Genomic DNA, 24576 nt, shown 5'->3' on the forward strand with positions numbered 1-24576 from the left:
AGGCGGTCAGGCCCGGTCGTCGCCGATGACGTGGCCGGTTAAGGTGTCCACGTCCACGTCCACGGCGGAGCGGGCCACCACGGCGCAGTCACTGACCAGGACCAGGTGCAGGCGTCCGCTCGTCCAGCCCGCCGGCAGCTCGGCGTGGACCTCGGCGGCGTCGCTGAGCAGGAACGGCTTGGCCGCGATCCACGGCCCCCGCTCACCCGCGGCACCGGCTGATCGTCCGGGACAGCACGGCCGGGCGAGCCGGCCTGAGCCCGGGGTAGCGCTGGATATACCTCCGATGCTCGCCGTCGCGCCCGTGTGCCGCCCGCCGGACGTCGTTTGAATGGCGGGCATGATGATCACTTTTCCGGGGCGCTGGGTCGAGGGCACGGGGCTGGTGCTCGGACCCGGGCTGCTCCTCGCCGGGGTGCTCACCCGGCTCGGCTCGGACGACTTCTTCCCCGGCCAGCTCGCCGCCTACGTCGCCGACCCGGGGCGGATGGTGCTGTCGTACAGTCTGTTCGCGGCCGGGGTCGTGCTGCTGTGGCCCGCGGTGACCGCGTTGGCCCGGCTGATCGGGGCGACACATCCTGGGTGGGCGCGGTGGGGGCTCACGCTGGTGGTCCTCGGGCTGTTCGGGCGGGTGTTCCATGCCGGGGCGAGCCACCTGGCCTTCCAACTGGTGGACGCGCTCGGGCCTGCGGCGGCGCAGCGCGTGGTCGAGGCGACGTACGGTGCCTTCCACGTCTTCAAGGCGGTCAACGTCTGCGTCATGGGCGGCTGGATCGTGCTCGCCGTCGGCGCCTACCGTTCCCGGGCGCTCGGGCCGGTCCGATGCGTCGCGCTGGGACTGGCGGCCGGGCTGCCGCTGGGCGTCCTCAAGGGCAGCACCGACCCCGTCTCGCTGGCCGCACTGCTCGGGCTCGCCGTCGCGCTGATGCCACTCGGCGTCACCATGCTGAGGAACGGCCCCGCACCCCTGTGGTGGGCCGTGGCACTCACCGTCGCGTCGGTCCCCGCCGCCTTCTTCATCGGGATGGCCGGCTGATCTAGAGCTACAGCCCGACGTCAGCGCGGGGTTGCCGCAGGGCGGGTGAGGGCGCTCTTGAGGATCTTGCCGGTGGCGCTCATCGGCAATTCCGCCACGAACGAGATCCGCCGTGGATACTTGTAGGCGGCCACTCGCTCCTTGACGAAGTCCCGCAGGTCCTCACAGGTGACCGGGGCGCGCAGGGAGACCGTGGCCTCGATCTCCTCGCCGAGTTCCGGGTGCGGCACGCCGAAGACGGCGGCCTGGCGGACCGCCGGGTGCTCGTACAGGACTTCTTCCACCTCGCGCGGGTAGACGGTGTAGCCGCCGCGGATGATCACGTCGCGGCGCCGGTCCACCAGGAAGAAGAAGCCGTCGTCGTCGACCCTGCCGAGGTCGCCGGTGTAGAACCAGCCGTCGCGGATGGCCTCGGCCGTGGCCACCGGGTCGTTCCAGTAGCCCTTCATCACGTTGGGGCCGCGTACGACGATCTCGCCGATCGCGCCGCAGGGGGCCTCGCGGCCGTCCTCGGCCATGACCTTCATCTCGACGCCCCTGATCGGCCAGCCGATCGAGCCGGCGCGCAGGCCGTCGCCGCCCCGGTTCGTGGCGGCCACAGGGGAGGTCTCGCTGAGGCCGTACCCCTCGATGATCTGACAGCCGAAGCGGTCCTGGTACGCCCTCAGCACGTCCAGGGGCAGCGCCGCCCCGCCCGAGGCGCACACCCGCAGCATCGACATGTCGGAGGCGCCGGGATGGTCGAGCAGCGCGATGAACATCGTCGGCACGCCCTGGAAGACCGTCACCCCGTCGCGCCTGATGACCTCCAGCGCCCGCCCGGCCTCGAACCTGGGCAGCAGCGTCAGCCGCGCGCCCGCGTGCACGGTCGCGTTGAGCGAGCACGTCTGGCCGAACGTGTGGTAGAGCGGCAGCGCGCCGAGCACCACGTCGTCCACGCCGAGCGCGTGCATGCGGGCCACGGTGGCCGCGTTGCCGCCCAGGTTCGCGTGGGTCAGCTCGATGCCCTTCGGCCGCCCGGTCGTCCCCGACGTGTAGTGGATGACGGCCGTGTCGTCGGCGCCCATGCCGGCGATCTCGTGCTCGGCGGCCACGCCCCGCAGCAGCCGGCGGAACTCCCCTGGCACCACGAAGAAGCAGTCCGTGCTCGTGCTCGCCGAGCCGGCCTCGGCGGTCTCCGCGAACGCGTGCCAGGCGATGAGCAGCCGCGCCCCGCAGTCCCCGAGGTACGCGGCGATCTCCCGCCGCTTCAGCAGCGGATCGAGCGGGACCACCACGGCGCCGGCCCGCAGCACCCCGTAGTAGACGACGCCGAACTCGGGCACGTTCGGCAGCATGATCGCGACCCGGTCGCCGGGGCCGATGCCGCGGCCCCGCAGCAGGCCCGCGAGCCGCGCGCTCAGCTCGTCGAGCGTGCCGTAGGTGAGCTCCGCCTCGTCCAGCGTGAGAACCGCTCTGCCGCCGAGTCGCCCTGCGGCGGTGTGGAGCCGGTCAGCGAGGTTCATGGAAAGACCGTACGTCGCCTCTCCCACGCCCCTCATTGGTCGCGGTGGCCAGTCTTTCCCGGCCGGAATTGGTCGGCCCGTCGATAATCGGCTGGGCGTCCTGCAACGCGATCGCGACGAGCAGTTCGACGAGATCGTTGATCGAGCGCAGGCTCCGCCCGGTGCGCTCCTGGATCCTGCGCAGCCGGTACTGGGCCGTGTTCGGGTGGATCTGCAGCCGTTCGGCCGCGGCCCGCAGGTTCAGGTCGGCGGCGGCGAACGCCCTGATCGTGGCCGTCAGCACGCCGCCGCGCGCCCGATCCTCGGCCAGCAGCGAGTTGATCCGCGGGTCCACGAGGTGGCGCGCGGTGTCGTCGGCCTTCAGCGCCAGATACTGGAACGGGGTGATCCGCGGCAGCGCCGCGACCCCGCCCTCCTCGGGCACGAAGTCGAGCACCGCCCTGGCCTCCTGGTAGGCGTGCGGGATGTACGCGGTCCCCGCCGAGACGGTGCTGATGCCCATCGCCAGCCTGATCCCCTCGGTGGCCAGGCTGTCCAGCACCCCCTGCAGCCGGTCGCACAGGTCCCCGGGCTCGGTGCCGGGGCTGAGCACGGGGATCGCCACGATCTCCGACTGGCGCACGACCGACAGCGTACGCGTGCCGTTCCCGCCGGTCCTGGCGATCGCCGCGCAGGCCGCGTGCCTGGCGTCGGCGCCCTGGTCCGGCCCCGTCGTCACGGGCGCGGGCGGTCCGACGAGCACCGCGATCACGACGAGCAGCGGCGTTCTGGCCTCCGGCGCCAGCCCGTGCGCCTGCGCCGCGGCCAACTCCCTGCCGCGCGTCGGGACGCCCCCGGCCAGCAGCGTCTCCAGCAGGTCCCGGCTCTCCCGGACGGCCTCCGCGGCGGCGTACTCCTGGAACTCCATGTACGCGTTCGCCGCGTGCGTGCTGGCGAAGTCGCAGTAGCGCATCAACGGGGCCGCCAGCGACAGTGCCGCCTCGCGAGCGGCGGACGACTGGCCGGCCCGCTCGACCACCGCCTCCCAGAACACCTGCTGCCCGACCCGGAAGGCGTTGATGTAGTCGGCCAGCGCCACCCCCGCCCTGGCCCGGCGCGTCGCCGCCCGGCGGGTGAAGGTGATGTCGTCGAGGGTCACCGTGCGGTCCTCGAGCAGCACCGCCAGCTTGGCGCGATAGTGCCTGGCGACCTGGTCGCGGACGTCGGCCTGGAAGTCAGGCCCCTGCGCCGCGTACGCGGGGATCTCCTCACGCATGGTCGCCACCGCGGTGTCGGCCAGCTGTTCAAGGTCGCGGAGAAGCTCGGACAGGATTCGGGCCCGTTCAGCGCGGACCGTCTCCGTGCTGAAAACAGTGGACATGCCCGGGATGATCCAGCGCCTTTGCCGGGCGGTCAACGGGTCGTAACCGGTCCGAGACCCAGGCTGTGCTCAGAGGACAACTCCCCTGAAACATCTTGGGTCACCGTGCCCAATGCGGCTCCTGACGAGCGGATCCTACGCTGAGCCCACATTCAGAACATTGTTCTCCAGGAGGCCGGATGCTGGAGGTACACGATCTTACCGTTCGCTTCGGCGGCATCACGGCGCTGGACGGCGTGGGCTTCGACGTGGCGAGCGGCGAGATGGTGGGGCTCATCGGGCCGAACGGCGCCGGCAAGACCACCCTGTTCAACTGCCTGACCCGGCGCTACGAAGCCGGCTCGGGGACGATCTCGTACGAGGGCCTCGACCTGACCGCCGTGGCCCCGCACGCGATCGCCGGGCTGGGCATCGCCAGGACGTTCCAGAACCTGGGCCTGTTCCCGCACCTGTCCGTACGCGACAACGTGCTCGTCGGCGCGCACCACCGGGGCCGCGCCGGCTTCCTGAGCGCGGGCCTGCGGCTGCCCGGCGTGCGCCGCGAGGAGCGCGAGCTGCACGCCGACGCCGACGCCGTGCTGGAGCGGCTCGGCCTGACCGCCGTGGCAGGGCACCCGGCGACCGGGTTGCCGTTCGGAACGCTGAAACGGGTCGAGCTCGCCCGCGCGCTCATCGGCCACCCCCGCCTGCTGCTGCTGGACGAGCCGGTCAACGGGCTGAACGCGGCCGAGGTCGACGAGTTCGCGGGCACGCTGGGCGCGATCCGCTCCGAGTACGACCTGACCGTGATCGTGGTCGAGCACCACATGGGCTTCGTCATGGGGATCTGCGAGCGCATCGTGTGCCTGGACTTCGGCCGCAAGATCGCCGAAGGGCCGCCGGCCGAGGTGCAGCGCGATCCCGGTGTCATCGAGGCGTACCTGGGGACGGCCGTGAGTGAGCGAAGCGAGCGAACAACCGAACACAGCAGCTTGCTCATGCGACCGACGGAGGAGGGCGCATGAGCGCTCTGGTGGTGGAGAACCTGGTCGCCGGATACGGCGACGCCCGCGTGCTGCACGGCGTCGACCTGACCGTGGGCGAAGGGGAGATCTGCGCGATCCTCGGGCCGAACGGCGCGGGCAAGACGACCCTGCTGCGGGCCCTGTCCGGCGTGATCAGGACGCGGGGCAAGGTCCGGCTGGACGGCACGGACCTGGCCGGCCGCTCGGCCGACGCGATCGCCAGGCTGGGCGTCGCGCACGTGCCGGAGGGGCGGGGCACGTTCATGCCGCTGACCGTCGAGGACAACCTGCGGCTCGGCGCGTTCGTACGGCGGGGCAAGGCCGCCATCGAGGAGGACCTCGAACGCATCCACACCTACTTCCCTGTGCTGAAGACCCGGCTCAAGCAGGCCGCGGGCAGCCTCAGCGGCGGCGAGCAGCAGATGCTCGCCATCGGCAGGGCGCTCATGTTGCGCCCCCGGCTGCTCCTGCTCGACGAGCCGTCGCTCGGCCTCGCGCCGCTGGTCACCAGGGAGCTGTTCCGGATCGTACGGGCCATCAACGAGGAGGAGCGGACCACCGTGGTCGTCGTCGAACAGAACGCCCATCTCGCCCTCGGCATCGCCCAGCAGGCGCATGTCCTGGAGACCGGGCGGATCGTCCTGTCGGGCACGGCCCAGCAGATCAGGGACGACGAACAGGTCGCCCAGTCCTACCTCGGGTACCGGGTGTAGCCGATGGCCGGATTCCTGCAGCAGATCGTCGAGGGGCTCGGCGCGGGCGCCATCTACGCCAGCCTGGCGCTGGCCCTGGTGCTGATCTACCAGTTCACCGGGATCGTCAACTTCGCCCAGGGCGAGCTGGCCATGTTCTCGACCTACATCGCCTGGCAGTGCGTGGCCGCCGGGCTGCCGTTCTGGCTGGCGCTGGTGCTGACGCTGGCGGTGTCGTTCGCGGGCGGGATGCTCATCGAACGCGTGATCATCCGTCCGGTGGAGGGCGCGCCCGAGCTGACGCTGGTGATCGTCACCGTCGGACTCTTCATCTTCGTGAACGCCGCCGCCGGATGGATCTGGACCTTCCTCATCAAGGACTTCCCGAACCCGTTCCCCGGCGGCGCGCTGGAGGCGGGCGGCATCAGCGTGAACTTCTCCACCCTGGGCGTGGTCGTCGTGGTGGGGGTGGTGATGGGGCTGCTGTACCTGCTCTTCCAGCACACCAAGATCGGGCTCGGGATGCGCGCGGTGGCGACCAACCCCGCCTCGGCGCGGCTGGTCGGCATCCGGGTGGGCTGGACGCTCGCGCTCGGCTGGGGTCTCGCCGCCACCGTCGGCGCGGTCTCCGGCGTGCTGGTGGCGCCGCTGCTGTTCCTGGAGCCCAACATGATGGGCGGCGTCCTCATCTACGCGTTCGCGGCGGCCACGCTCGGGGGCTTCGACAGCCCGGCGGGCGCGGTCGTGGGCGGCGTGATCGTGGGCATCGCCGAGACGCTCGCCGGCGCCTACGTCGGCTTCATCGGCCCCGATCTCAAGGTGGGCGTGCCCTTGGTGATCATCCTCGGCGTGTTGCTGCTCCGGCCGCAGGGACTGTTCGGACGAGCGGTGGTGGAGCGCGCATGAGCCGCCGACCGGAGACGAACGCTGAGACGAACGCTGGGAAGAACCCCGAGACGAACACCGAGAGCGCGTCGCAGGCCGAGCGGGCACCTGAGACAACACCCGAGTCCGGGCCCGCGACCGCACCCGTGGCCTCGCCCCCGCTCGCGTCGCGCCGGCGGTGGGCCGTGGCCGCCGCGCTGCTGGCGGCGGCCTGCTACGCGCCCTTCCAGCTCGTGCCGTTCCACGTCTTCCAGCTCACCATGGTGCTGATCTACGCGGTGGCGCTGCTCGGGCTGAACCTCCTCGTCGGCCACGCCGGTCAGATCTCGCTGGGTCATGGTGCGTTCTTCGCCATCGGCGCGTACGCGTCCGCCGTCCTGCTCGACCGCTGGGCGATGCCGTACCCGCTGACGTTGCCCGTGGCGGCCGGGGTGGCCTTCCTGATCGGCCTGGCCCTGGGCGTGCCCGCGATGCGGTTGCGCGGGCTGTACCTGGCGCTCGTCACGCTGGCCATCGCGATCTTCCTGGTGCCGCTGCTCAAGCGGTTCGAGGAGGTGACCGGCGGCTCGATGGGGCTGACGCTGCCCAAGCCGGCGCCGCCCGCCTGGACGGGCCTGGCCGAGGACCAGTGGCTCTACTTCGTCGCCCTCGCCGTGGCCGTGGTCTCGTTCGCGGTGGCCGCGAGCCTGCTGCGGTCGCGGGTCGGCCGGGCGCTGCACGCCATCAGGGACAACGAGAGCGCGGCCGAGGTCATGGGCGTGCGGCTGTCGTTCTACAAGACGCTCGCGTTCGCGTGGGGCGCCATGTTCGCCGGGGCGGCCGGCTGCGTCTACACCTGGGTGATCGGGTTCGTCTCGCCGGACTCGTTCACCGTCAACCTGTCGATCACGCTGCTGGCCGGACTGGTCGTCGGCGGGCTCGGCTCGCTGTCCGGGCCGGTGCTCGGCGGCCTGTTCGTGATGTTCGTGCCGAGCATCTCGCAGGACATCAACGACGCCGCGCCCGGCGTCATCTTCGGCCTGCTGATCATCGCGGTGATGTACGTGGCCCCGACGGGCCTGGCCGGGCTGGCCGGACGCTTGATCAAGAAAATTCCCCGGAAGGAGTAAAGGGATGCGTGTATCTGCGATCGGCTGTACGGCAATGCTCCTGCTCGCCGTCGCCGCCTGCGGGGGACGGGACAGCGGCGAGGCCACGGGTGGCACGGCCACCTCCGGCCAGTGCCAGGGCCAGCAAACGACCGGCATCACCAGCACCAGCATCAAACTCGGCGGCATCTACCCGCTGTCCGGGCCCGCTTCCGCCTACGGAGACATCCCCAAGGGCATCAAGGCGTACTTCGACTACGTCAACGCCGAGAAGAACGGCATCGGCGGGCGCAAGGTCGAGTTCATCGTCCGCGACGACGGTTACGCGCCGCCCAAGGCCGTGGAGGAGGCCCGCAGGCTGGTGGAGCAGGAGCAGGTGTTCGCGCTGTTCCAGACGCTCGGCACTCCTTCGACGACCGCGACCTGGGACTACACCAACCAGCGCAAGGTGCCGCAGGTCTTCGTCGCCACCGGCGCCTCCCAGTGGGGCACCGACACCGCGCACCCGTGGACGATCGGCTGGCAGCCCAACTACATCTCTGAGGCCCGCGTCTACGCGCAGTACCTCAAGGACGAGAAGCCCGACGCCAAGGTCGCCGTGCTCTACCAGAACGACGACTTCGGCAAGGACCTGCTCGGCGGGTTCACCCGGGCCATCGAGGGCACCGGGATCGAGGTCGTGGCCGAGCAGAGCTACGAGGTCTCCGACCCCAGCGTCGATCCCCAGATGCGCAACCTCGCCGAGTCGGACGCGGACGTGTTCCTCAACGTCACCACGCCCAAGTTCGGCTCGCAGGCGCTGGCCGCGGATGCCAAGAACACCAAGTGGAACCCGGTGCACATCGTCAACAACGTCGCCGCCTCGATCACCGTGCTCAAGCCCGTCGGGTTCGAGAACGTCCAGGGCGTCGTGTCGAGTACGTACTACAAGGACCCGAACGACCCCACGTGGCAGAGCGACCCGGAGATGATGCTGTACCGGCAGAAGATGCAGCAGTACGCGCCCGACGCCGACCCGAACGTCCCGTACCACACGTTCGGCTGGGCCGTGGCGAGCAGCTTCCACAAGGCCATGGACGCGGCCGCCTGCCCGACCCGTGAGGGCCTGCGCGACGCGGTCCGCAACCTCAAGGGCGTCAAGGTGGACATGCTGCTGCCCGGCGTGACGCTGGACACGGCGCAGGGTGACGCGTTCCCGATCGAGTCGATGCAGCTCATGACGTTCAAGGGCGAGCGGTGGGAGTTGATGGGTGAGGTCATCGACACGCGCAAGGTGTTCGGCCCGCTGACGGGCTGACGCGGTATCCGCTCTGGCGCTGCCACCCGGCGCCAGGGCGGTTCAACCGTTGCGGACTATGGTCCCCGCCCTGACGAGCCAGTCGACCGCCTCGGCGACGGCCTCCAGCGAGGTGTACCTCGGCCGGTGCCCGAGCAGCCGCTCCGCCTTCTCCATGGCGCAGTGCGGGCTGTGCGCGATGTGGTCGTAGGTGACGCGCGCGTTCTCCTCGGACACGGTGCTCCGCCACTCCTCCCACGGCAGGTATGCCAGCCGCGCCTCCCTCCCGAACCAGCCCGCCACCGCCTCGGCGTAACCGCGCAGGGTCAGAGCGGTGGTGGCCACGGAGTGGAAGCTCTCGCCGGCGGCGGCCGTGGGACCGGCGATCGCGTCCATGAACAGCCGCGCGACGTCGTCGGCGTGCACGTGCTGGACGGTCTCCATGCCGAGGTTAGGCAGCGTCACCTCGGCCCCGTCGGCGAGCGCCTGGAACACGGCGGTATCGAGGTTGCCCGCCGGGTTGACCGGCCGCCAGCCTGGCCCGGTGATGTGGCCGGGGTGGATGACGGTCGCGGGGAAGCCGTCCCGGCGCGCCCGGTCGAGCAGGTAGGCCTCGATGGCGGCCTTCTGGCGGCCGTACTCGCCGATCGGCCGGCGCAGCCGGTCCTCGGTGGTGGGGACGCGGGTGCTCGGGCCGTGCACCCAGATGGTGCCGCAGTGCAGGAACTGCCTGACCCGTCCGGTCAGGGCCGTCGCCAGCAGGCGGGCGCCGCTCTCGGTGAAGCAGATCAGGTCGATGACGACGTCCGCCTCCAGGTCGGCGATCCGCCGCCCGAACGTGCCGTCGGCCTCCTCCGCCTCCCGGTCGGCCGTGATCGTGGTGACCCGCTGCCAGGCCCCGTGCGGGCTGTACGGCTCCCGCTTGCCCCGGCTCACGGCGACCACGTCGTGCCCGGCGTCGACCAGCCGGGGAACCAAGTACGTACCGATGTGCCCGCTGGCGCCAATCACCACAACTCGCATGCGAACAGCGTACTCACCCCGCCCGGCCGCGCAGGGCCGCGACGCCGTCCCCTTCGAGCTCGTCGCAGTACGCCGCCCGCCCGGTCATCGCCATCGTCAGCGCCAGTGTGGTGCCGGACACCAGCGCGCCGGAACCCGTGGTGAAGGGCCCGTCGGTCGCGACCAGGCGCAGGCCCCCGATCCTGCCCTTGGCGCGGACGACCTGGTCGGACCCCTGGTAGTAGGTGGCCAGCCGGGTGAGCGTGCCGATCGGGTAGTCGCGGCGGATGCCCAGGGGGCGGCGGATGTCCTCCCCGTGCACGATCGACTCACCGAGTATCGCCAGGACCGGGAGGGGCGGCGAGGTCGTGCTCGTGACGACGCGGCGGAAGCCCGCGAGCGTCTCGGCCGGGGTCGCGCCCAGGTGCTCGGCCAGCCGCATGGCGACCTGCTTGTCGAAGTCGAACCGGCAGCGGATCACGCCCGCCAGCCACCGTACGGCGCCGAGGTTCGCCGCCGAGGTGAGGTGGGCCAGCACCTCTCGCACCGTCAGCCCGGCGCACAGCGACGGCGTCGCCCACTCCTCGTCGGTCAGCTTCGCGAGGTCGTCCGCCAGGGCGGCCCGCTCGGCGTGCACCAGCGGCCAGTCGCCGATCTTGGTCATTCTGGGTCTCCTGCTTCTGTGGGCACCGGTCTCGTCCAGGGAAAGAGACCCGCCGAGCGGGCGGAACTCATCGGCTCAGGGCATGTTCTGGTGCCGTGTGGTCCTCGTCAAGGCGAGAATCGCGGACACGATGGCGTATCAGCAGGTCATCCGGGGGCTCGCGTGCTATTTTCGCCGAATGGGTCAGTGCGGCGACATGTGATCCATGAACAGCGCCAACCGAAGGAGATCGCCATGGCGACCGGCACCGTGAAGTGGTTCAACAGCGAGAAGGGCTTCGGCTTCATCGCGCAGGACGGCGGCGGTGCCGACGTCTTCGCTCACTTCTCCAACATCGCCGCCCAGGGCTACCGCGAGCTGCACGAGGGCCAGAAGGTGAGTTTCGACGTCACCCAGGGACAGAAGGGACCCCAGGCGGAAAACATCGTCCCCATGGACTGACACGACATCACCAGGAAGCCGGGGCCTCTTTTCCGGGACCCCGGTTTTCGCATTTCCGGTAACTAGTTGAAGACCGCACTAGAGAGCTGCCGCCCATGATTGTTACCGTCTAACGCCATGATCCAGGAAGGGTTGGCATGAGCGATTCCTCGACGATGCCGCTGCACGTGCGGCGGGTGGAGTTCGATCCGGCGCCGGAGCTGGCGGCGGCGCGCGATGAGGAGCGGGTCAAGCGCGTCACCACCTCGCACGGCGATCCCGCCTGGCTCGTGACCCGTTACGCGGACGTGCGCGAGGTGCTGGGCGACTCCGAGCGGTTCAAGGTCGCCCCGCAGGGCGTCGCGCGGCTGCCCGGCGCGCCGAAGATGACCGAGGAGCAGCTCGCCAAGGTACGCGCGGGCAACCTGCTCGGCGTCGACCCGCCCGAGCACACCCGGCTGCGCAGGATGCTGACGCCGGAGTTCACCATCCGGCGGATGCGCCGGCTGGAGCCGCGGATCCAGAGCATCGTCGACGACCACCTGGACGCCATGGAGTCCGCGGGATCGCCCGCCGACCTGGTGTCGTCGTTCGCGCTGCCGATCCCGTCGCTGGTGATCTGCGAGCTGCTCGGGGTCCCGTACGACGATCGCGCCGGATTCCAGGCCCGTACCAGCAGGATGCTCGACATGACGGTGCCGGGCGAGCAGCGGCTGATGGCCCAGTTCGAGCAGCGCGCCTACATGGAGGAGCTGGTCGGCCGCATCCAGGCGGACCCGGGCGAGGAGCTGCTCGGCATGCTCGTACGCGAGCACGGTGACGACCTGAGCACCGACGAGCTCGTCGGCATCGGCGGCCTGCTGCTGTTCGCGGGGCATGAGACGACCTCCAACATGCTCTCCCTGGGCACGCTCGCCCTGCTCCGCCACCCCGAGCAGCTCGAACTCCTCAGGAAGGAGCCCGACCGCGTCGACGCCACGATCGAGGAGCTGCTGCGCTGGCTCAGCATCGTGCACTCGGGCACGACCAAGATCACGATGACGGAGGTCGAGGTCGGCGGCATCACCATCCCGGCCGGTGAGCTGGTGATCTGCGCCCTGCCCGCCGCCAACAGGGACCCGGCGCTCATGCCCGACGCGGACACGTTCGACGTCAGGCGGGGCGCCCCCGGCCACGTCGCCTTCGGCCACGGCGTACACCACTGCCTGGGCGCCCCGCTGGCCCGCATGGAGCTGCGGATCGCGTTCCCCGCGCTGTTCCAGCGCTTCCCTGGGCTGCGCGTGTCCGGCGACCCGCGGTTCCGCTCGTTCAGCATCGTGTACGGCATGGCCGCCATGGACGTGGCCTGGTAGACGCCGGATGGCCGCCATGGACGTGGCCTGGTAGGCGCCGATAGGAAAATGTCGGCCGGGGCGGATAACGTGCGAACGTCATGCCCATCGACGTCTCACCCCATGATCTGATCGGCAGGGAGCACCCCGCCGGGCTGCTGCGTGCCGAGATCACCCGGCTGGTCGACAGCCACGGCGGCCTGGTGCTCGTCACCGGCGAGGCTGGCATCGGCAAGACCACGCTCGTCACCAGCGCCGCCGGGGAGGCCAGACGGCGGGGCGCGCTGGTGGTCGGCGGCGCCTGCTGGGATTCCGGCAGCGCGCCCGGCTACTGGCCGTGGGTCCAGGTCATCCGCTCCCTGCGGCGCGCCGCCGAGCCCGCGGAGTGGGCCGAAGCGGAGGAGGCGGCGGGCGGCAGCCTCGCCGCCCTGCTCGGCGAGGCGCAGAGCACCGAGGCCGCCGACGGGTTCCGCCTCTACGACGCGGTCACGACCGCCCTGGTCTCGTTGTCCCAGCGGCGCCCGATCGTGGTGGTGATCGACGACCTCCACTTCGCCGACCCGGCCTCGCTGCGGCTGCTGGAGTTCGCGGCGCGGCAGACGTGGTTCGAGCGGCTGCTGCTGATCGGCACCTACCGCGACGCCGAGGTCGAGCCGACCGACCATCCGCTGCGCGACCTGCTGTCCCCGCTCGTCGCCAAGGCCACCACCATCACGCTCACCGGCCTCGACCGGGCGGGCGTCGCCGCGCTCATGGCCCGCACCACCGGCCACGACCCGCCGGCCGACCTGGTCGCCGATGTCCACCTGCGGACGGGCGGAAACCCGTTCTTCGTCGAGCAGACCGCCAGACTGTGGCGCAGCGGCGGCTCCGCCAGCGCCATCGCGCCCGGCGTGCGCGACGCGCTGCTGCGCCGCCTGTCCCTGCTGCCCCGGCCCGTGTCCGACCTGCTGCCTGCCGCCGCGGTGCTGGGCAACGAGTTCCACCGCCAGGTGCTGGCCGCCACCGTCGCGGCCCCGGTGGCGCACGTCGACCGGCTGCTGGAGCTGGCCGTGGTCGCCAAGCTCGTGGTGACCAGGGGCGGCGGCGTGTTCGCCTTCGCCCACGACCTGGTGCGCGAGACCCTCTACGACTCCCTCGACGACCCCCGCGACCTGCACTGCGCGATCGTCGCCGCGCTCGACCGCGCGCCCGGCCTCACGGCCAAGATGCTGCCGGGCGACCTCGCCGGGCACGCCTACCTCGCGGGCGAGCGGGTCGATCCCGACCGGGCGGTCGACCTGTTGCTCGCCGCCGCCCGCGACGCCAGGGCCCGGCTGGCGGGCGAGGAGCAGCTCGGCCATCTGCGGCGGGCGTACGAGCTGAGCGCCGCCACCGCACCGCGCAGGCGGGCGATGCTCGCCCTCGACCTGGGCAGGGAGCTGCACCACTGCGGCACGTCCGAGGAGGCGCGGCGGTTGTTCGACGAGGCCGCCGCCATCGCCGACCACGTCGACGATCCCGAGCTGCCGGCCAGGGTCGCGCTGGTCTTCCTGTCCCACTACGGCCAGGAAAGGGCGCTCGACCGGCTGAGATCGGCCCACGACAGACTGGTCGGCGGCCGAGTCTCGGATGAGCGGCTCGCGCTCGATCTGGTCTTCCACCTCGCCCATCTGGCCCGGCAGGGTGGTGACGACGACGCGCTGGCGTTCAGTCTGTGGGCGCACCACGACATCATCTGGGGACCAGGCACGGCCGGGGAGCGGGTGGCGCTGACCGGCGAGCTGATCGCCGTGGCGCGGCGCACCTCCGACCCGGAGCTGGAACACTTCGCCAGCGCCCTGCGCTGGGTGGCGATGATCGAGCAGGGCGACCCGCGTTATCTCGACGAGTTCCACGACTACGCAGCCAAGGGCCGGCGCAGCGGGAAGCCGCACCTCACTTTGTCCACAACCGTCGACGACAGCATCGTCGCGGCCCTCGCCGGCCGCTTCGCCGAGGCCGAGTCGCTGATGTCGGGTCTGCGTCTGGACGCGCAGCACCACCACTTCGAGTTCATGATCGTCCACCACCGGTGGGCGCGGCTGTCGCTACAGGGCCGGATCGAGGATCAGGAGCAGGTGCTCCACGAGCTCAGGGACACCGAGCACCCGTGCGTCACGCTGCTGGAGGCGCTGACCGGGCTGCAGGCCGGCGACCTCGACGCCGCGCTGCGCCGCTTCGCCGACGGGGAGCCGCGCGACCGCATGGTGCGGCCGCTGTGGCTGCGCTTCCAGGCCGAGGTGGCCGCGGCCACGCGGGACGCGGCGTTGTGTGCCCAGGCGCGGGCGGCGCTGCTGCCCTATCGCGGGCGGTGGGTGGTGTCGTTGTTCGGCTGGGACGTCAGCGGGCCCTACGACCTGTGGCGGGGCCTGCTCGACACCGCCGAGGAACGCTGGGCGGATGCGATCGACGCGCTCACGGCCGCCCACCTCTCGGCCGACCGGATGCGGGCCAGGCCGTGGTCCGTCCTGGCCCGCTCCCACCTGGCCCATGCCCTGCTCGGCCGCGCCGCCCCCGGCGACGCGGAGGCGGCCGAATCACTCTTCGACGAGGTACGCCGGGAAGCGGCCGAACTCGGCATGCGCCAAGTCCTGTCGTCCACGCGCCGGCCGCCCTCTGCGGCCCCGCCGACGGTGCGTGGCTCTTCGACGGCGGGTGGCTCTGGGGCGGTGGGCGGTTCTGCTGTGGAGGGTGGCTCTCCGACGGAGGGTGGCTCATCGGCGGTGGCCGGGGCCGCGGTCGGGGAGTTCAGGAGAGACGGGGCCGTCTGGTCGCTGGGGTTCGCGGGGCGAGTCGCCCACATGCCCGACGCCAAGGGCCTGCGTGACCTGCACACCCTGCTGAGCCGCCCTGGTGACGACGTGCCCGCCGTCCGGCTGCTCGATCCCTCGGGCGGCGAGGTCGTCGTCGCGGCCCGCCGGATGGGCGGTGACGACATGCTCGACGAGGAGGCCAAGAGCCGTTACCGCCGCCGCCTGGCCACACTCGACGAGGAGATCGACCGGGCCGTGGAGCTGGGCGACGATCGGCGGGCGGCGGAGTTCGACCGGGAAAGGGCCGCCTTGCTGGAGCAGCTCCGTACGGCGGCGGGGCTCGGGGGACGTACCCGCCGGTTGGGAGACGAGGCGGAGCGAGCCCGCAAGACGGTCACGGCCCGCATCCGCGACGTACTACGCAAGCTCGACCACACCCACCCCGAACTCGCCACCCACCTCCGCGCCACCGTCTCAACCGGCGCCACCTGCCGCTACCACCCCGACGTCGAGATCACCTGGCACCTCTGACCCGACCAGCACCCCGGACCTGTTAGGTCGGCGGCGCGGGCAGCCGAAGTTCGCGCATCCCGCCGCACGGTCAGATAGGCGACGCCGTACTTCCCGGCCCGAGCTACCCACCGCCGCGCTATCCGCCCTGGTGGTCGACGACAAACGTGCCCTTCTGCGGCAACGTTTCGAGCACCCCCTCGTCGCGCAGTTCTCCGACGGCGCGGCGAACGGTCTTGATGCTCACGCCCAGCTCTTCGGCCATGCGGCGTTCGGCCGGGATCGGCATCCCAGGCTGGTGTTGGCCTGCCTCTATGCGGCGTTCAATCTCATCCGGAACCTGCCGCCAGGCGTACGCGTTGGGCCGAATCTCCATGGCCACAAACGTTACTGACCTGCACTGATCAGCAGGGTGCACTCCTCAGCAGAGAATCGGCGGCTCAAGCTTCTGGCCACTGCTCCGTTGGCGACGGCGGGCTCCTGTACCTCACGCAGGAGAGCGGCCGTACGGTGTGGCGCAGGACGTCACCCAGCAGGTAGCCGACCATGGGGTCCCACGCGTGGTCAGTGCCATGCCCCGTCAGAGATATGCGCGTCCTTGAAGCCGCCCTCGGCGACGCGACGGGGCACCTCTTCCCATTCGCGAATCACCTGGCGCCTGCCATCCGCGTTATCGGGCCAGCTCGTTCGTGTAACCGGTTTGCCGCCGTACATGGGATCCCAGGTGATGGCGTAGAAGGCGCCGATGCCGGGCGCGAGTGTCTTGAGCGCGTGGACCGCGCGGCGGTGGTACCACTTGAGTAGGGCTGTGATGGCGAGTCCCGTGTCCAGTGCTTCGCGCAGGAACGGCAGGGCGAACTCGACGTTCTGCCAGGTATTGAGGGATCGATCCTCGTACCGGATCACGTCATCGGGCACACCGCGTTCCAGAAGGAGGCGGTGAAAAGTACGCGCCTCGATGATGCCGTTATGACGGTTGACGCCACCGGTCGCGATGATCAAGGGCGCGAGTCCCCGGTGGTATCGCTCGGCCGCGATCTCGACGGGCTGGGCCTGGTTGGTGCCGAAGAGAATGTGCGCGGTGGGCTGCCCCTCGGGAGGAGGGGCTTGTGAGTCGACGAACGCGGTGATGACGGCGATCTCTTCGGGACTGATGTCGTCGATCATTAGTGATCCCCTCCAGGGCTGGCGGACTGCCATCGGTGTCCTGCTGAGACGCCGGTGGCCTGTTCGGTCCGCTCGTCCGGCTCGGCGGCGTGCGGAGAGGCCGTAGTACTGGGGAGGCGAGGGGGATTGAGTCGATGTGGCTACCGATGGTCATCGGCCACCGGCCCGCGGACGGGCTCACCGCGGTTGGCATCCGCTCGTGCCGCGGTTGTGCCTTGGGGCGCGGCCGGTGTTTGCATGGCGGAGGCGAGGAGGGCCAGTTTGTCGGCGTTGTCGGTGCCGGGGTCAGGGTGGTAGATGACGAGCGTCTGGCCTGCCGTGCCGCCGATGCTCAGCCTCTCTCGGTTCAGCTGTAGGCCGCCGAGCTGGGGGTGGTCGATGTGTTTGGGTGCGCCTTCGCACGCCTCTACGTCGTGGCGGGCCCAGAGCCGGCTGAAGCGGGGGCTGGCGAGGGAGAGCTCGCCGACGAGCTCGATGAATCGGGGGTCGTCCGTGTCGGTGCCGACGGACTCGCGGAAGCCGGCGACCATACCCGCGGCGGCGTTCTCCCAGTCCGGGTGGAGGGCCTGCTCGGCGGGGTCGAGGAACACGTCCCGCAGGCGGTTGGCTCCCGCCACGAGGCGCGGTGACAGAGCGGTCGCCAAGGCGTTGGCGGCAAGGACGTCGAAGTAGCGGCCCTCGACGTATGCGGGTAGCGGAAGCGTGGCGACGAGCTTGGCGACGCCCGGAGGGACGGTCTCCTTCCGGCGCCGGCGCCGGAGCCGTCGGGGTTTGCCGGCGCCAAGCCGTAGCAGGTACGCGGTCGCGTCGTCGTCGAGTTGCAGCACGCGGGCGAGAGACTCGAGGACCTGCACTGAGGGGTTGCGGTCGCGGCCCTGTTCCAGACGCAGGTAGTAGTCGGCGCTGATGCCGGCGAGCATCGCGACCTCTTCACGGCGCAGACCCGGTACGCGTCGTACCCCCAGAACGGGGATACCGACCTGATCAGGAGTGACGAGCTCACGGCGGGCGCGCACGTAATCGCCCAGCAGGTTCGATTCGTCGCTCATGTCTCCACTGTAATTTGCGCAACCGCGCGCGTGCCTGGTCCTGTCACCCCCAGGAACGCAGGGGCCCTGGCTCCGTCAGAGCCTAGGCGGCAGCCTGGTCAGAGGCCCACCGAGGCGCGGACAAGCACAGCAAGGAGCGAAAACCATGTCAACATACCTGCTGGTACACGGTGCCTGGCATAGTGGACAGGCCTGGGAGCGGGTGGTCCCGTTGCTGGCGTCGGCCGGACATCGGGTGGTCGCGCCGTCGCTGACCGGCTACGGCGACAAGGTGCATCTGCTCAGCCCCGAGGTAGGGCTTGACACGCACGTCGACGACGTCGTCAGGCTGATCATCGAGGAAGACCTCACCGAGGTGGTACTCGTGGGACACAGCTACGCCGGGCTGGTCATCTCCTCCGCGGCCAACCAGGTCCCGGATCGGATCGCACGTTTGGTCTACCTCGACGCGATGGTCCCGGAGGACGGCGAGAGCGCGGCCGATGTCCAACCCGTAACCCGGGCCCTGATCGACCTCGCCCTGAAGTCCGACAGTGGCTGGCGGGTCCCGCCGCTACCCGAGCGGCCGCCGCCCTCGGGTCTGTTCGGGGTCACCGACCCGGCAGACGTCGCTTGGCTGCGCACGATGCTGTCGGATCAGCCGGTACGCTGCCTCCAACAACCGGTTCGACTGGACAACCCGGCCGTGAACAAGATCCCACGGACACACATCCACTGCACTGTCGGCATGCCGGAAGGCATGACCCGTCGACCCGTTCCCGCGATACAGCCCAACGGGGCCCCAGCACAGGTGTGGGAATTGCCGACCGGCCACGACTGCATGATCACCATGCCGGTCGAGCTCGCCGAACTACTGCTCAAGCTCGGCTGACCCGCTCATCAGTGGCGGAGCGATCAAGTGGCAGTCTGGCCTGCGCGCCATGGAGCACGAAGTCGGCCACCCGCTCGAGGAAGTCGTCGTCCAGCGGGTGGCCGAGCATGAGCCAGTGGAAGTAGAGCGGCCCGGAGATCACCTCCAGCAGGAAGCCGGGGTCGGTGCCGGCGGGTAGTTCGCCCCGTTCGATGGCGCGCTCGAAGACGACTCCTGAAACCTTGAATCGGGCCGGCCAGAACATGTCGAGGAGTTCGTACAGGTCGGCATTCGCGGAAGTACGCGGACCGGCTTCGCGCTGCAGCGCGGTGACCCAGGGGACCTTGAGACCGAGCCGGATCTCTTTGAGCAACTCGATGAGATCCCCGCGCAGGCTGCCGGTGTCGGCGGGCGGCACCAACTGGCCACGGCGCTCAATGAGGGCTGTGGACACCAGGCCGACCTTGTTGCCCCAGCGGCGGTAGATCGTCGTCTTGTTGACCCCCGCGCGCTCGGCCACCGCATCGACGCGCAGCGCGGCGTAGCCGACCTCGCTCAACTCCGCGATGGTGGCATCGATGACGGCTTCGCCCACGCATGCGGGCGTCAGCCGCGTCATCCCACGGGATGCCGCCGGTGGGTTCACCGCGCTCCATGCGCCTGGTGACCTCTTCGGCGGTTTGGAGCATTTGCTGGTAGTCGTCCGGGTCGGCCTTCACTACCGCCCTGGCCCACCAGCGATCTTGGAAGCGGTGGACGGCTGTCAGGTCATACGAGATCTTGGCCTCATCGAGGGCGGCCCGATACTCCCGGTCGAACAGCGCGTGATCCTCGGCCGGAAGCGCGGCCCGGATCGTCTTTGGGCTACGGTCGTCCTTGAGTGATGCGCGAATCTCCTCAGGCGTCCGGTGAACGCCATATGGTTCAGCCGTCATCGTGTCAGTGTATGCGGTTCCTCCGCCAAGAACTCGAACCTCACCACCGGGGCCTGACCGACTTCGCCGGCTTCATGGAGCCCGCCCAACAGGAGCAGTTCCAGCTCAACATCGGGGCCGCGGGGTTCACGCTGCTGACGTACACCTACCGCATACCGACGGATGGACCGGGCGCGAAGCGTCTCGCGCCCGGATGTGTCACGTACGTGTCTACTTGCGGTTGTAGAGCCGCATGGTGAGGGTGCCGAACACCGCGATGAGGACCACGGCGGACACCAGGACCCAGGTCAGCTCCCCGGCGTCCGGAGTGCCGGCCATCAGCGACCGTACGGCCGCAACCAGCCGGCTGACCGGGTTGACGTTGACGAACACCTGCAGCCACCCCGGCATCGTCGAGGGATCCACGTAGACGTTGCTCAGGAAGGTCAGCGGCATCAGCACCATCATGCTGATCCCCATCACCGACTTCTCGCTGCGCATCAGCAGCCCGAACATCGTCCACAGCCACGAGAACGCGAACGAGAACGCCACCAGCAGCACGATCCCGGACACCACCCCCACGATCCCGCCCGCAGGACGGAATCCGAGGATGAGACCCACCAACAGGATCACGGTGGAGGCGATGGTGTAGCGGAGCACGTCGCCCAGCAGGTAGCCGACCATGGTGGACGGCCGCCAGATCGGCAGGGTGCGGAAACGGTCGAAGACCCCCTTCTCGATGTCCTTGTTGACCTCCACTCCCGTGTACATGGTGATCATCACGACGCTCGTCACCATGATGCCCGGGAGCAGGTACTGCAGGTACTCGGTCGGCGACCCGGCCAGCGCGCCCCCGAACAGGTAGGTGAACATCAGGATCATCATGATCGGGAAAGCCGTCACGTCGAACAGCTGCTCGGGCACGTGCTTGATCTTCAACATCGCCCGCCAGCCGAACGTCATGGAGGCCGACCACGCACTCGGACGAGGCGGTCTCGCCCCTGGTGCGAGAACCGTGGCGAGGGCGTCGTGGGCGGGCGCGTACGTGGTGTTCTCGGTGGTCGTGCTCATGCTGCTGCCTCCTCCGTGGCGGGGTGGTCGGTCAGGGCGAGGAAGACCTCGTCCAGGCTGGGCTGGCCGAGGGAGAAGTCGTCGACGACGATGCCCGCTTCGGCGAGGCGGGCGAGGGCCCGCGAGGCCTGCTCGGCGGCCACCGCCTCGCGCCCGTTGTTGGCGATGGGGCCGGTGATGCGAGCGGTGAGGGCCACCGGGTCGGCCTCCAGGTAGACCGCGGCGTCCAGGGTCTCCGCGAGCACCCGCTCGGCGTCGGGCCTGGTGGCCGGGTCACGCAGCCGTACGTGGACCGCGCCCGCGCCGACGGACGACTTCAACTCCCCGGGCGTGCCCTCGGCGATGAGCCTGCCGTGGTCGATGACCGCGATGCGGCTGGCGAGCCGGTCCGCCTCCTCCAGGTACTGCGTGGTGAGCAGGACCGTCGTGCCGTGGGCGACGACGATGCGGACGATGTCCCAGACCTGGTTGCGGCTGCGCGGGTCGAGGCCGGTGGTGGGCTCGTCGAGGAAGAGCAGGTCGGGCGTGTTGAGGATGCTGGCGGCGATGTCGATGCGCCGCCGCATGCCGCCCGAGTACGTCTTGACCTGCCGTCCCGCGGCCTCCGTCAGCCCGAACGCCTCCAGGAGTTGCGCCGCCCGCTCCCTCGCGGCCGGCTTGCGGTGGCCGAGGAGGCGGCCGAGCAGGATGAGGTTCTCGGCGCCGGTCATCTCCTCGTCGACGGAGGCGTACTGGCCGGTCAGGCTGACCCGACTGCGTACGGTATCGGCCTCGCGTACCACGTCGTGCCCGAACACGGTCGCCTGACCGTCGTCGGGACGCAGCAGCGTGGCCAGCATCCGTACGGCGGTCGTCTTGCCCGCGCCGTTGGGGCCGAGCACGCCGTAGACGGCGCCGGTCGGCACCGCGAGGTCGAGGCCGTCGACGGCGCGGGTGTCGCCGAAGACCTTGACCAGGCCGGAGGTTTCTATCGCCAGGTCGGGCATGGATGTTCCTTTCATGAGACGTACGGCTGGGCGCGCCGGGCGTCGCGCAACGCCCGTCCCCACCAGGTGAGCTGGTCGAGCATGGCTTCGACGGCCCGCAGGCGGTCGTCGGTGTCGCGGGGCAGCCCGCCCGCGTCGACGCCCTCGCCCAGCAGGTCGATACCCACCCAGTCGCGAACGGTGACGGTGTGCAGGGCGGAGAAGACCGTACGGAGTTGCTCGACGGCGTAGAAGCCGGTCGAGCCCGAGCCGTAGGACACGAACCCGACCGGCTTGGCCTGCCACTCGTCGTAGGCGAAGTCGATCGCCTGCTTGAGCGAGGCGGGGAAACTGCGGTTGTACTCGGGGCTGACGATCACGAACGCGTCGGCGCGGGAGATCGCCGCGGCGAAACGGCACATGGCCGGCGTCGCCTCCTGCGGGTAGCAGCCGGGGAACGTGTAGCCGGCCAGGTCGAGCAGCTCGACCGCGAGGTCGTCACGGAGACGGGCCAGCTCGGCGAGCCAGCCGCCGACCGTGTCGCAGGCACGCCCGACCCGGGTGCTGCCGATGATCACCGCTAGCCGGAGCGCGTCACTCACCATGGTGTCGCCCCCTTTCACCCAGGAGGCGCTAGACGTCCCGCTAGATCGGATCTAGCGGACGCGTTACGACCGCACGTCGTTCACCGTTGACGGGCGTAACCTCTACGCACTTTGACTAGGCCGCAGCCCGGTGCCGGTCGCGGATGCCCGCGCGGTACTGGCCCGGTGCCTGGCCGCGGGCGCGGCTGAAGGCGCGGCTGAACGCGGGCACCGAGGCGTATCCCACGGAGGTGGCGATGGTTTCCACGGAGTCGTGGGTGTCCCTGAGGCGTAGGGCGGCCAGATCCATGCGCCATTGGGTGAGGTAGGCGGCGGGGGTCTGTCCGACGGCCTGGGGGAAGCGGCGTGACAGGGTCGCCCTGGACACGGAAATCGCGGCCGCGAGGGTGGCGGTGGTCCAGGGGCGTGCCGGTTCCTGGTGGATGCGGGTCATGGCCTCGCGGACGACGGGGTCGCTCAACACGCCCAGCCACGAGCCCTGTTGCTGGGCGGGCCGGGCGGCGAGCCAGGCGCGCAGGAGCTGGATCAGCAGGATGTCGACCATGCTGTTGAGTACGGCAGTCATGGCGATCTGGGGGTGCGCGAGCTCCCGGGCGATGAGCCGGACGGTGTCGTCGAGGCAGGCCGCACCGGTGGCCGTACCGACGTGGACGAGATCCGGGAGCGCGTTCAGGACCTGGGTGCGTACCGCGGGGTCGTGGTCGTAGTGGGCCGTGACGATCCGGGTGTGCAGCGGGCGGGAGCCGAGCTGGACGGCGTCTCCGGTTGCCCAGGCGCGTGCCGCTGCCGCCTTGTCGCAGGGGCCGGCGGTGGTGCCGGGTGCGTTGCTGAGCCCGTGTTCGGTTCCCGCGGGGAGGAGCACGACGTCCCCTGCCGTCAGTTCCGTGGGCGGGTGGCCGGGTGTGGTGAGCCAGGCGGTGCCGGCGGTGACCGCGTGCAGGGCCGCGCCGGGGAAGTCGTCCAGCCACAGGCCCCAGGTGCCACCGGTTTCGAGGCGGACCCCGAGGGCGCCACGCACACCGGACACCGCGAGCACGTCGGCGAGCAGATCCATGGGGCGAGCATAACCGGGCTACTCGAATGTCTTCCAGACCCTCTTGAGGTGAGGCAGACGGATAGATTTTCGAGGCATTCAGGCATCGACCGGAACATCATCCGATCCATACGGTGTTTCCGTGCCCGCCGCCAGGGGAGCGGCATCGTGTCACGTCTTGGAGAACCCATATGGAACTGTCAGGAAGCATCGCCCTCGTCACTGGCGCCAACCGCGGAATCGGCCGCGAATTCGCCCGGCAACTCCTCGACCGCGGCGCGGCCAAGGTCTACGCCACCGCGCGCGACGCCACGAAGATCACGGTGCCCGGCGTCGAAGCACTGTCGCTCGACATCACGGATCCCGATGCCGTCGCCGCGGCCGCCGAGAAGGCCGGCGATGTGACCCTTCTCGTCAACAACGCGGGGATCGCGAATGCCGAGAAGGCCGTTACCGGCGATCTCTCGCGGATGAGAGCCGAGATGGAGACGAACGTCTTCGGCACGCTGTCGATGATCCGGGCCTTCGCCCCGGTGCTCGCCCGTCACGGTGGTGGCGCCATTGCCAATGTCCTGTCGGCCGCGTCGTGGTTCACCTATCCGGGGAGCAGCTCCTACGCGATGAGCAAGGCCGCGGAATGGAGCCTCACGAACGGCGTGCGGATGGAGCTGCAGGAGCAGGGAACGCTCGTGACGGGCGTCCACGTCGGCATGGTCGACACCGACATGTCGGCGAGCCTGGACGTGGAGAAGATCAGCGCGGCCGACTTCGTGAAGATCGTGCTCGACGAGTTGGAGAGCGGTCCTGTGGAGATCGTGGCCGATGACTTGAGCCGACGTGCGAAGGCATCGGTCGCCGAGGAGCCCAGTCTGTTCGTGCCCTAGAGGCTGACGTGCGCATCGCCGCAGGAGCCTGGTGAAGCCCGCCGCAGGGTGTCAGACCGAGGAGCCGGTTGATTTGGGACGCCACAGGAAGATGCCGACGGCGAGGATCAGAAGGAAGGGGATGTCGGTCAGGAACTTGCTCCAGTAGCGATCCAGGTCGGCCGTGGCCTGCACGACCATGAGCAGAACGTGGGCGAGGTTGGCCCACATCGTGAAGGACAGGAACGAGGAGTAGGCCGCCGGACGGCGCGAGGCCAGCAGCAGGAACACACCCCACACGACGTAGATGAGGAACAGCATCGGGGGCACGTGGGCGGCGTGGCCGTGACCTGACGTCACGTCGTTCCAAATGAGCCAGTTAAGACCTGCGTTCGACATAATTCGGTTCGGATAGAGGGCGGAATTCGGGGGATGAGCTGGGGAAATGCGTCTGGGCACGCCGGGGAGGCGTGTCTCTAGGCGGTGGCGTTCCTGCAGGTCAGCGGGGTGCG

At 70.1% G+C, this 24576-nt stretch carries 25 protein-coding genes and 1 pseudogene; 11 read left to right on the top strand and 15 right to left on the bottom strand.

The annotated features are described in order from the left end of the window. Positions 1-6 precede the first annotated feature (6 nt). Entirely contained in the window at positions 7-342 is a 336-nt protein-coding gene (locus tag ITP53_RS23625; protein WP_195897616.1) for a hypothetical protein, read from the bottom strand. Here ITP53_RS23625 and ITP53_RS23630 point away from each other — a divergent pair. Next, a complete protein-coding gene (locus tag ITP53_RS23630) occupies positions 341-1036 on the top strand; it encodes a hypothetical protein (RefSeq protein ID WP_207756343.1) in 696 nt (231 codons plus the stop codon). The two genes, ITP53_RS23625 and ITP53_RS23630, sit on opposite strands and share 2 nt — an antisense overlap. 20 nt (positions 1037-1056) lie before the next feature. Here ITP53_RS23630 and ITP53_RS23635 read toward each other — a convergent pair whose 3' ends face one another. Together ITP53_RS23635 and ITP53_RS23640 are read right to left on the bottom strand one after the other, a co-directional pair. Beyond that, a complete protein-coding gene (locus tag ITP53_RS23635) occupies positions 1057-2541 on the bottom strand; it encodes a long-chain-fatty-acid--CoA ligase (RefSeq protein WP_195897618.1) in 1485 nt (494 codons plus the stop codon). After that, the gene (locus ITP53_RS23640; RefSeq protein WP_195897619.1) at positions 2528-3901 is read right to left on the bottom strand and encodes a PucR family transcriptional regulator; all 1374 of its coding nucleotides are present in this window, start codon (positions 3899-3901) and stop codon (positions 2528-2530) included. The genes ITP53_RS23635 and ITP53_RS23640 overlap by 14 nt, the downstream gene beginning before the upstream one ends. Positions 3902-4080: 179 nt before the next feature. Between ITP53_RS23640 and ITP53_RS23645 the strand changes: the two genes are divergently transcribed. The 5 genes from ITP53_RS23645 to ITP53_RS23665 are packed head-to-tail and all read left to right on the top strand — an operon-like array spanning position 4081 to position 8867. Next, the gene (locus ITP53_RS23645; protein ID WP_195897620.1) at positions 4081-4905 is read left to right on the top strand and encodes an ABC transporter ATP-binding protein; all 825 of its coding nucleotides are present in this window, start codon (positions 4081-4083) and stop codon (positions 4903-4905) included. Continuing rightward, positions 4902-5618, top strand: coding sequence for an ABC transporter ATP-binding protein (locus tag ITP53_RS23650; protein ID WP_195897621.1), 717 nt, complete (start codon positions 4902-4904; stop codon positions 5616-5618). The genes ITP53_RS23645 and ITP53_RS23650 overlap by 4 nt, the downstream gene beginning before the upstream one ends. Positions 5619-5621: 3 nt before the next feature. Next, positions 5622-6503: a branched-chain amino acid ABC transporter permease gene (locus ITP53_RS23655; RefSeq protein WP_195897622.1), complete on the top strand. Its 882-nt coding sequence runs from the start codon at positions 5622-5624 to the stop codon at positions 6501-6503. Next, on the top strand, positions 6500-7591 hold the full coding sequence (locus tag ITP53_RS23660) for a branched-chain amino acid ABC transporter permease (RefSeq protein WP_195897623.1): 1092 nt from the start codon (positions 6500-6502) through the stop codon (positions 7589-7591). The genes ITP53_RS23655 and ITP53_RS23660 overlap by 4 nt, the downstream gene beginning before the upstream one ends. A 4-nt stretch (positions 7592-7595) precedes the next feature. After that, the gene (locus ITP53_RS23665; protein WP_195897624.1) at positions 7596-8867 is read left to right on the top strand and encodes an ABC transporter substrate-binding protein; all 1272 of its coding nucleotides are present in this window, start codon (positions 7596-7598) and stop codon (positions 8865-8867) included. 42 nt (positions 8868-8909) lie between these two features. Here the strand turns inward: ITP53_RS23665 and ITP53_RS23670 are convergent, their stop codons facing one another. Continuing rightward, on the bottom strand, positions 8910-9869 hold the full coding sequence (locus tag ITP53_RS23670; protein WP_195897625.1) for an NAD-dependent epimerase/dehydratase family protein: 960 nt from the start codon (positions 9867-9869) through the stop codon (positions 8910-8912). Between the two features lie 13 nt (positions 9870-9882). Continuing rightward, entirely contained in the window at positions 9883-10512 is a 630-nt protein-coding gene (locus ITP53_RS23675) for a maleylpyruvate isomerase family mycothiol-dependent enzyme (RefSeq protein ID WP_195897626.1), read from the bottom strand. 234 nt (positions 10513-10746) lie between these two features. On the opposite strand from ITP53_RS23675, the gene ITP53_RS23680 reads away from it, so the two are divergent. The 3 genes from ITP53_RS23680 (at position 10747) to ITP53_RS23690 (ending at position 15568) form a co-directional block, all read left to right on the top strand. Continuing rightward, positions 10747-10953, top strand: a complete 207-nt coding sequence (locus ITP53_RS23680) for a cold-shock protein (RefSeq protein WP_195897627.1) — start codon at positions 10747-10749, stop codon at positions 10951-10953. Between the two features lie 137 nt (positions 10954-11090). Further along, entirely contained in the window at positions 11091-12284 is a 1194-nt protein-coding gene (locus ITP53_RS23685) for a cytochrome P450 (RefSeq protein ID WP_195897628.1), read from the top strand. An 80-nt stretch (positions 12285-12364) separates the two neighbouring features. Continuing rightward, positions 12365-15568 (top strand): AAA family ATPase, encoded by a 3204-nt coding sequence (locus ITP53_RS23690; protein WP_195897629.1) that lies wholly within the window; start codon positions 12365-12367, stop codon positions 15566-15568. Between the two features lie 118 nt (positions 15569-15686). Here ITP53_RS23690 and ITP53_RS23695 read toward each other — a convergent pair whose 3' ends face one another. The 3 genes from ITP53_RS23695 to ITP53_RS23705 form a co-directional block, all read right to left on the bottom strand. Next, on the bottom strand, positions 15687-15923 hold the full coding sequence (locus tag ITP53_RS23695; RefSeq protein ID WP_195897630.1) for a winged helix-turn-helix domain-containing protein: 237 nt from the start codon (positions 15921-15923) through the stop codon (positions 15687-15689). Between the two features lie 188 nt (positions 15924-16111). Then, the gene (locus tag ITP53_RS23700) at positions 16112-16714 is read right to left on the bottom strand and encodes a YdcF family protein (RefSeq protein WP_195897631.1); all 603 of its coding nucleotides are present in this window, start codon (positions 16712-16714) and stop codon (positions 16112-16114) included. 140 nt (positions 16715-16854) lie between these two features. After that, positions 16855-17763, bottom strand: coding sequence for a helix-turn-helix domain-containing protein (locus ITP53_RS23705; protein ID WP_195897632.1), 909 nt, complete (start codon positions 17761-17763; stop codon positions 16855-16857). 145 nt (positions 17764-17908) lie between these two features. On the opposite strand from ITP53_RS23705, the gene ITP53_RS23710 reads away from it, so the two are divergent. Continuing rightward, a complete protein-coding gene (locus tag ITP53_RS23710) occupies positions 17909-18634 on the top strand; it encodes an alpha/beta fold hydrolase (RefSeq protein ID WP_195897633.1) in 726 nt (241 codons plus the stop codon). Here ITP53_RS23710 and ITP53_RS23715 read toward each other — a convergent pair. The 6 genes and pseudogenes from ITP53_RS23715 to ITP53_RS23735 form a co-directional block, all read right to left on the bottom strand. Further along, positions 18621-19232 (bottom strand): TetR/AcrR family transcriptional regulator, encoded by a 612-nt coding sequence (locus ITP53_RS23715; protein WP_195897634.1) that lies wholly within the window; start codon positions 19230-19232, stop codon positions 18621-18623. The genes ITP53_RS23710 and ITP53_RS23715 overlap by 14 nt on opposite strands. Positions 19233-19278: 46 nt before the next feature. Continuing rightward, positions 19279-19548, bottom strand: a pseudogene (locus ITP53_RS61205) (DUF6247 family protein); the annotation flags it as partial. A 210-nt stretch (positions 19549-19758) separates the two neighbouring features. Beyond that, positions 19759-20598 (bottom strand): ABC transporter permease, encoded by an 840-nt coding sequence (locus ITP53_RS23720; RefSeq protein ID WP_195897635.1) that lies wholly within the window; start codon positions 20596-20598, stop codon positions 19759-19761. Then, entirely contained in the window at positions 20595-21584 is a 990-nt protein-coding gene (locus tag ITP53_RS23725) for an ATP-binding cassette domain-containing protein (protein ID WP_195897636.1), read from the bottom strand. Before ITP53_RS23725 ends, ITP53_RS23720 begins: the two co-directional genes overlap by 4 nt. A gap of 11 nt (positions 21585-21595) precedes the next feature. Then, the gene (locus tag ITP53_RS23730; protein WP_195897637.1) at positions 21596-22168 is read right to left on the bottom strand and encodes an NADPH-dependent FMN reductase; all 573 of its coding nucleotides are present in this window, start codon (positions 22166-22168) and stop codon (positions 21596-21598) included. 115 nt (positions 22169-22283) lie between these two features. Continuing rightward, entirely contained in the window at positions 22284-23222 is a 939-nt protein-coding gene (locus ITP53_RS23735; protein WP_195897638.1) for an AraC family transcriptional regulator, read from the bottom strand. A 170-nt stretch (positions 23223-23392) separates the two neighbouring features. On the opposite strand from ITP53_RS23735, the gene ITP53_RS23740 reads away from it, so the two are divergent. Next, on the top strand, positions 23393-24085 hold the full coding sequence (locus ITP53_RS23740; protein ID WP_195897639.1) for an SDR family oxidoreductase: 693 nt from the start codon (positions 23393-23395) through the stop codon (positions 24083-24085). Positions 24086-24136: 51 nt separating this feature from the next. Here the strand turns inward: ITP53_RS23740 and ITP53_RS23745 are convergent, their stop codons facing one another. Further along, entirely contained in the window at positions 24137-24523 is a 387-nt protein-coding gene (locus tag ITP53_RS23745) for a DUF6632 domain-containing protein (RefSeq protein ID WP_407941292.1), read from the bottom strand. Positions 24524-24576: the final 53 nt, after the last annotated feature.

Source organism: Nonomuraea cypriaca, from assembly GCF_015645445.1.
Lineage (GTDB): Bacteria > Actinomycetota > Actinomycetes > Streptosporangiales > Streptosporangiaceae > Nonomuraea > Nonomuraea cypriaca.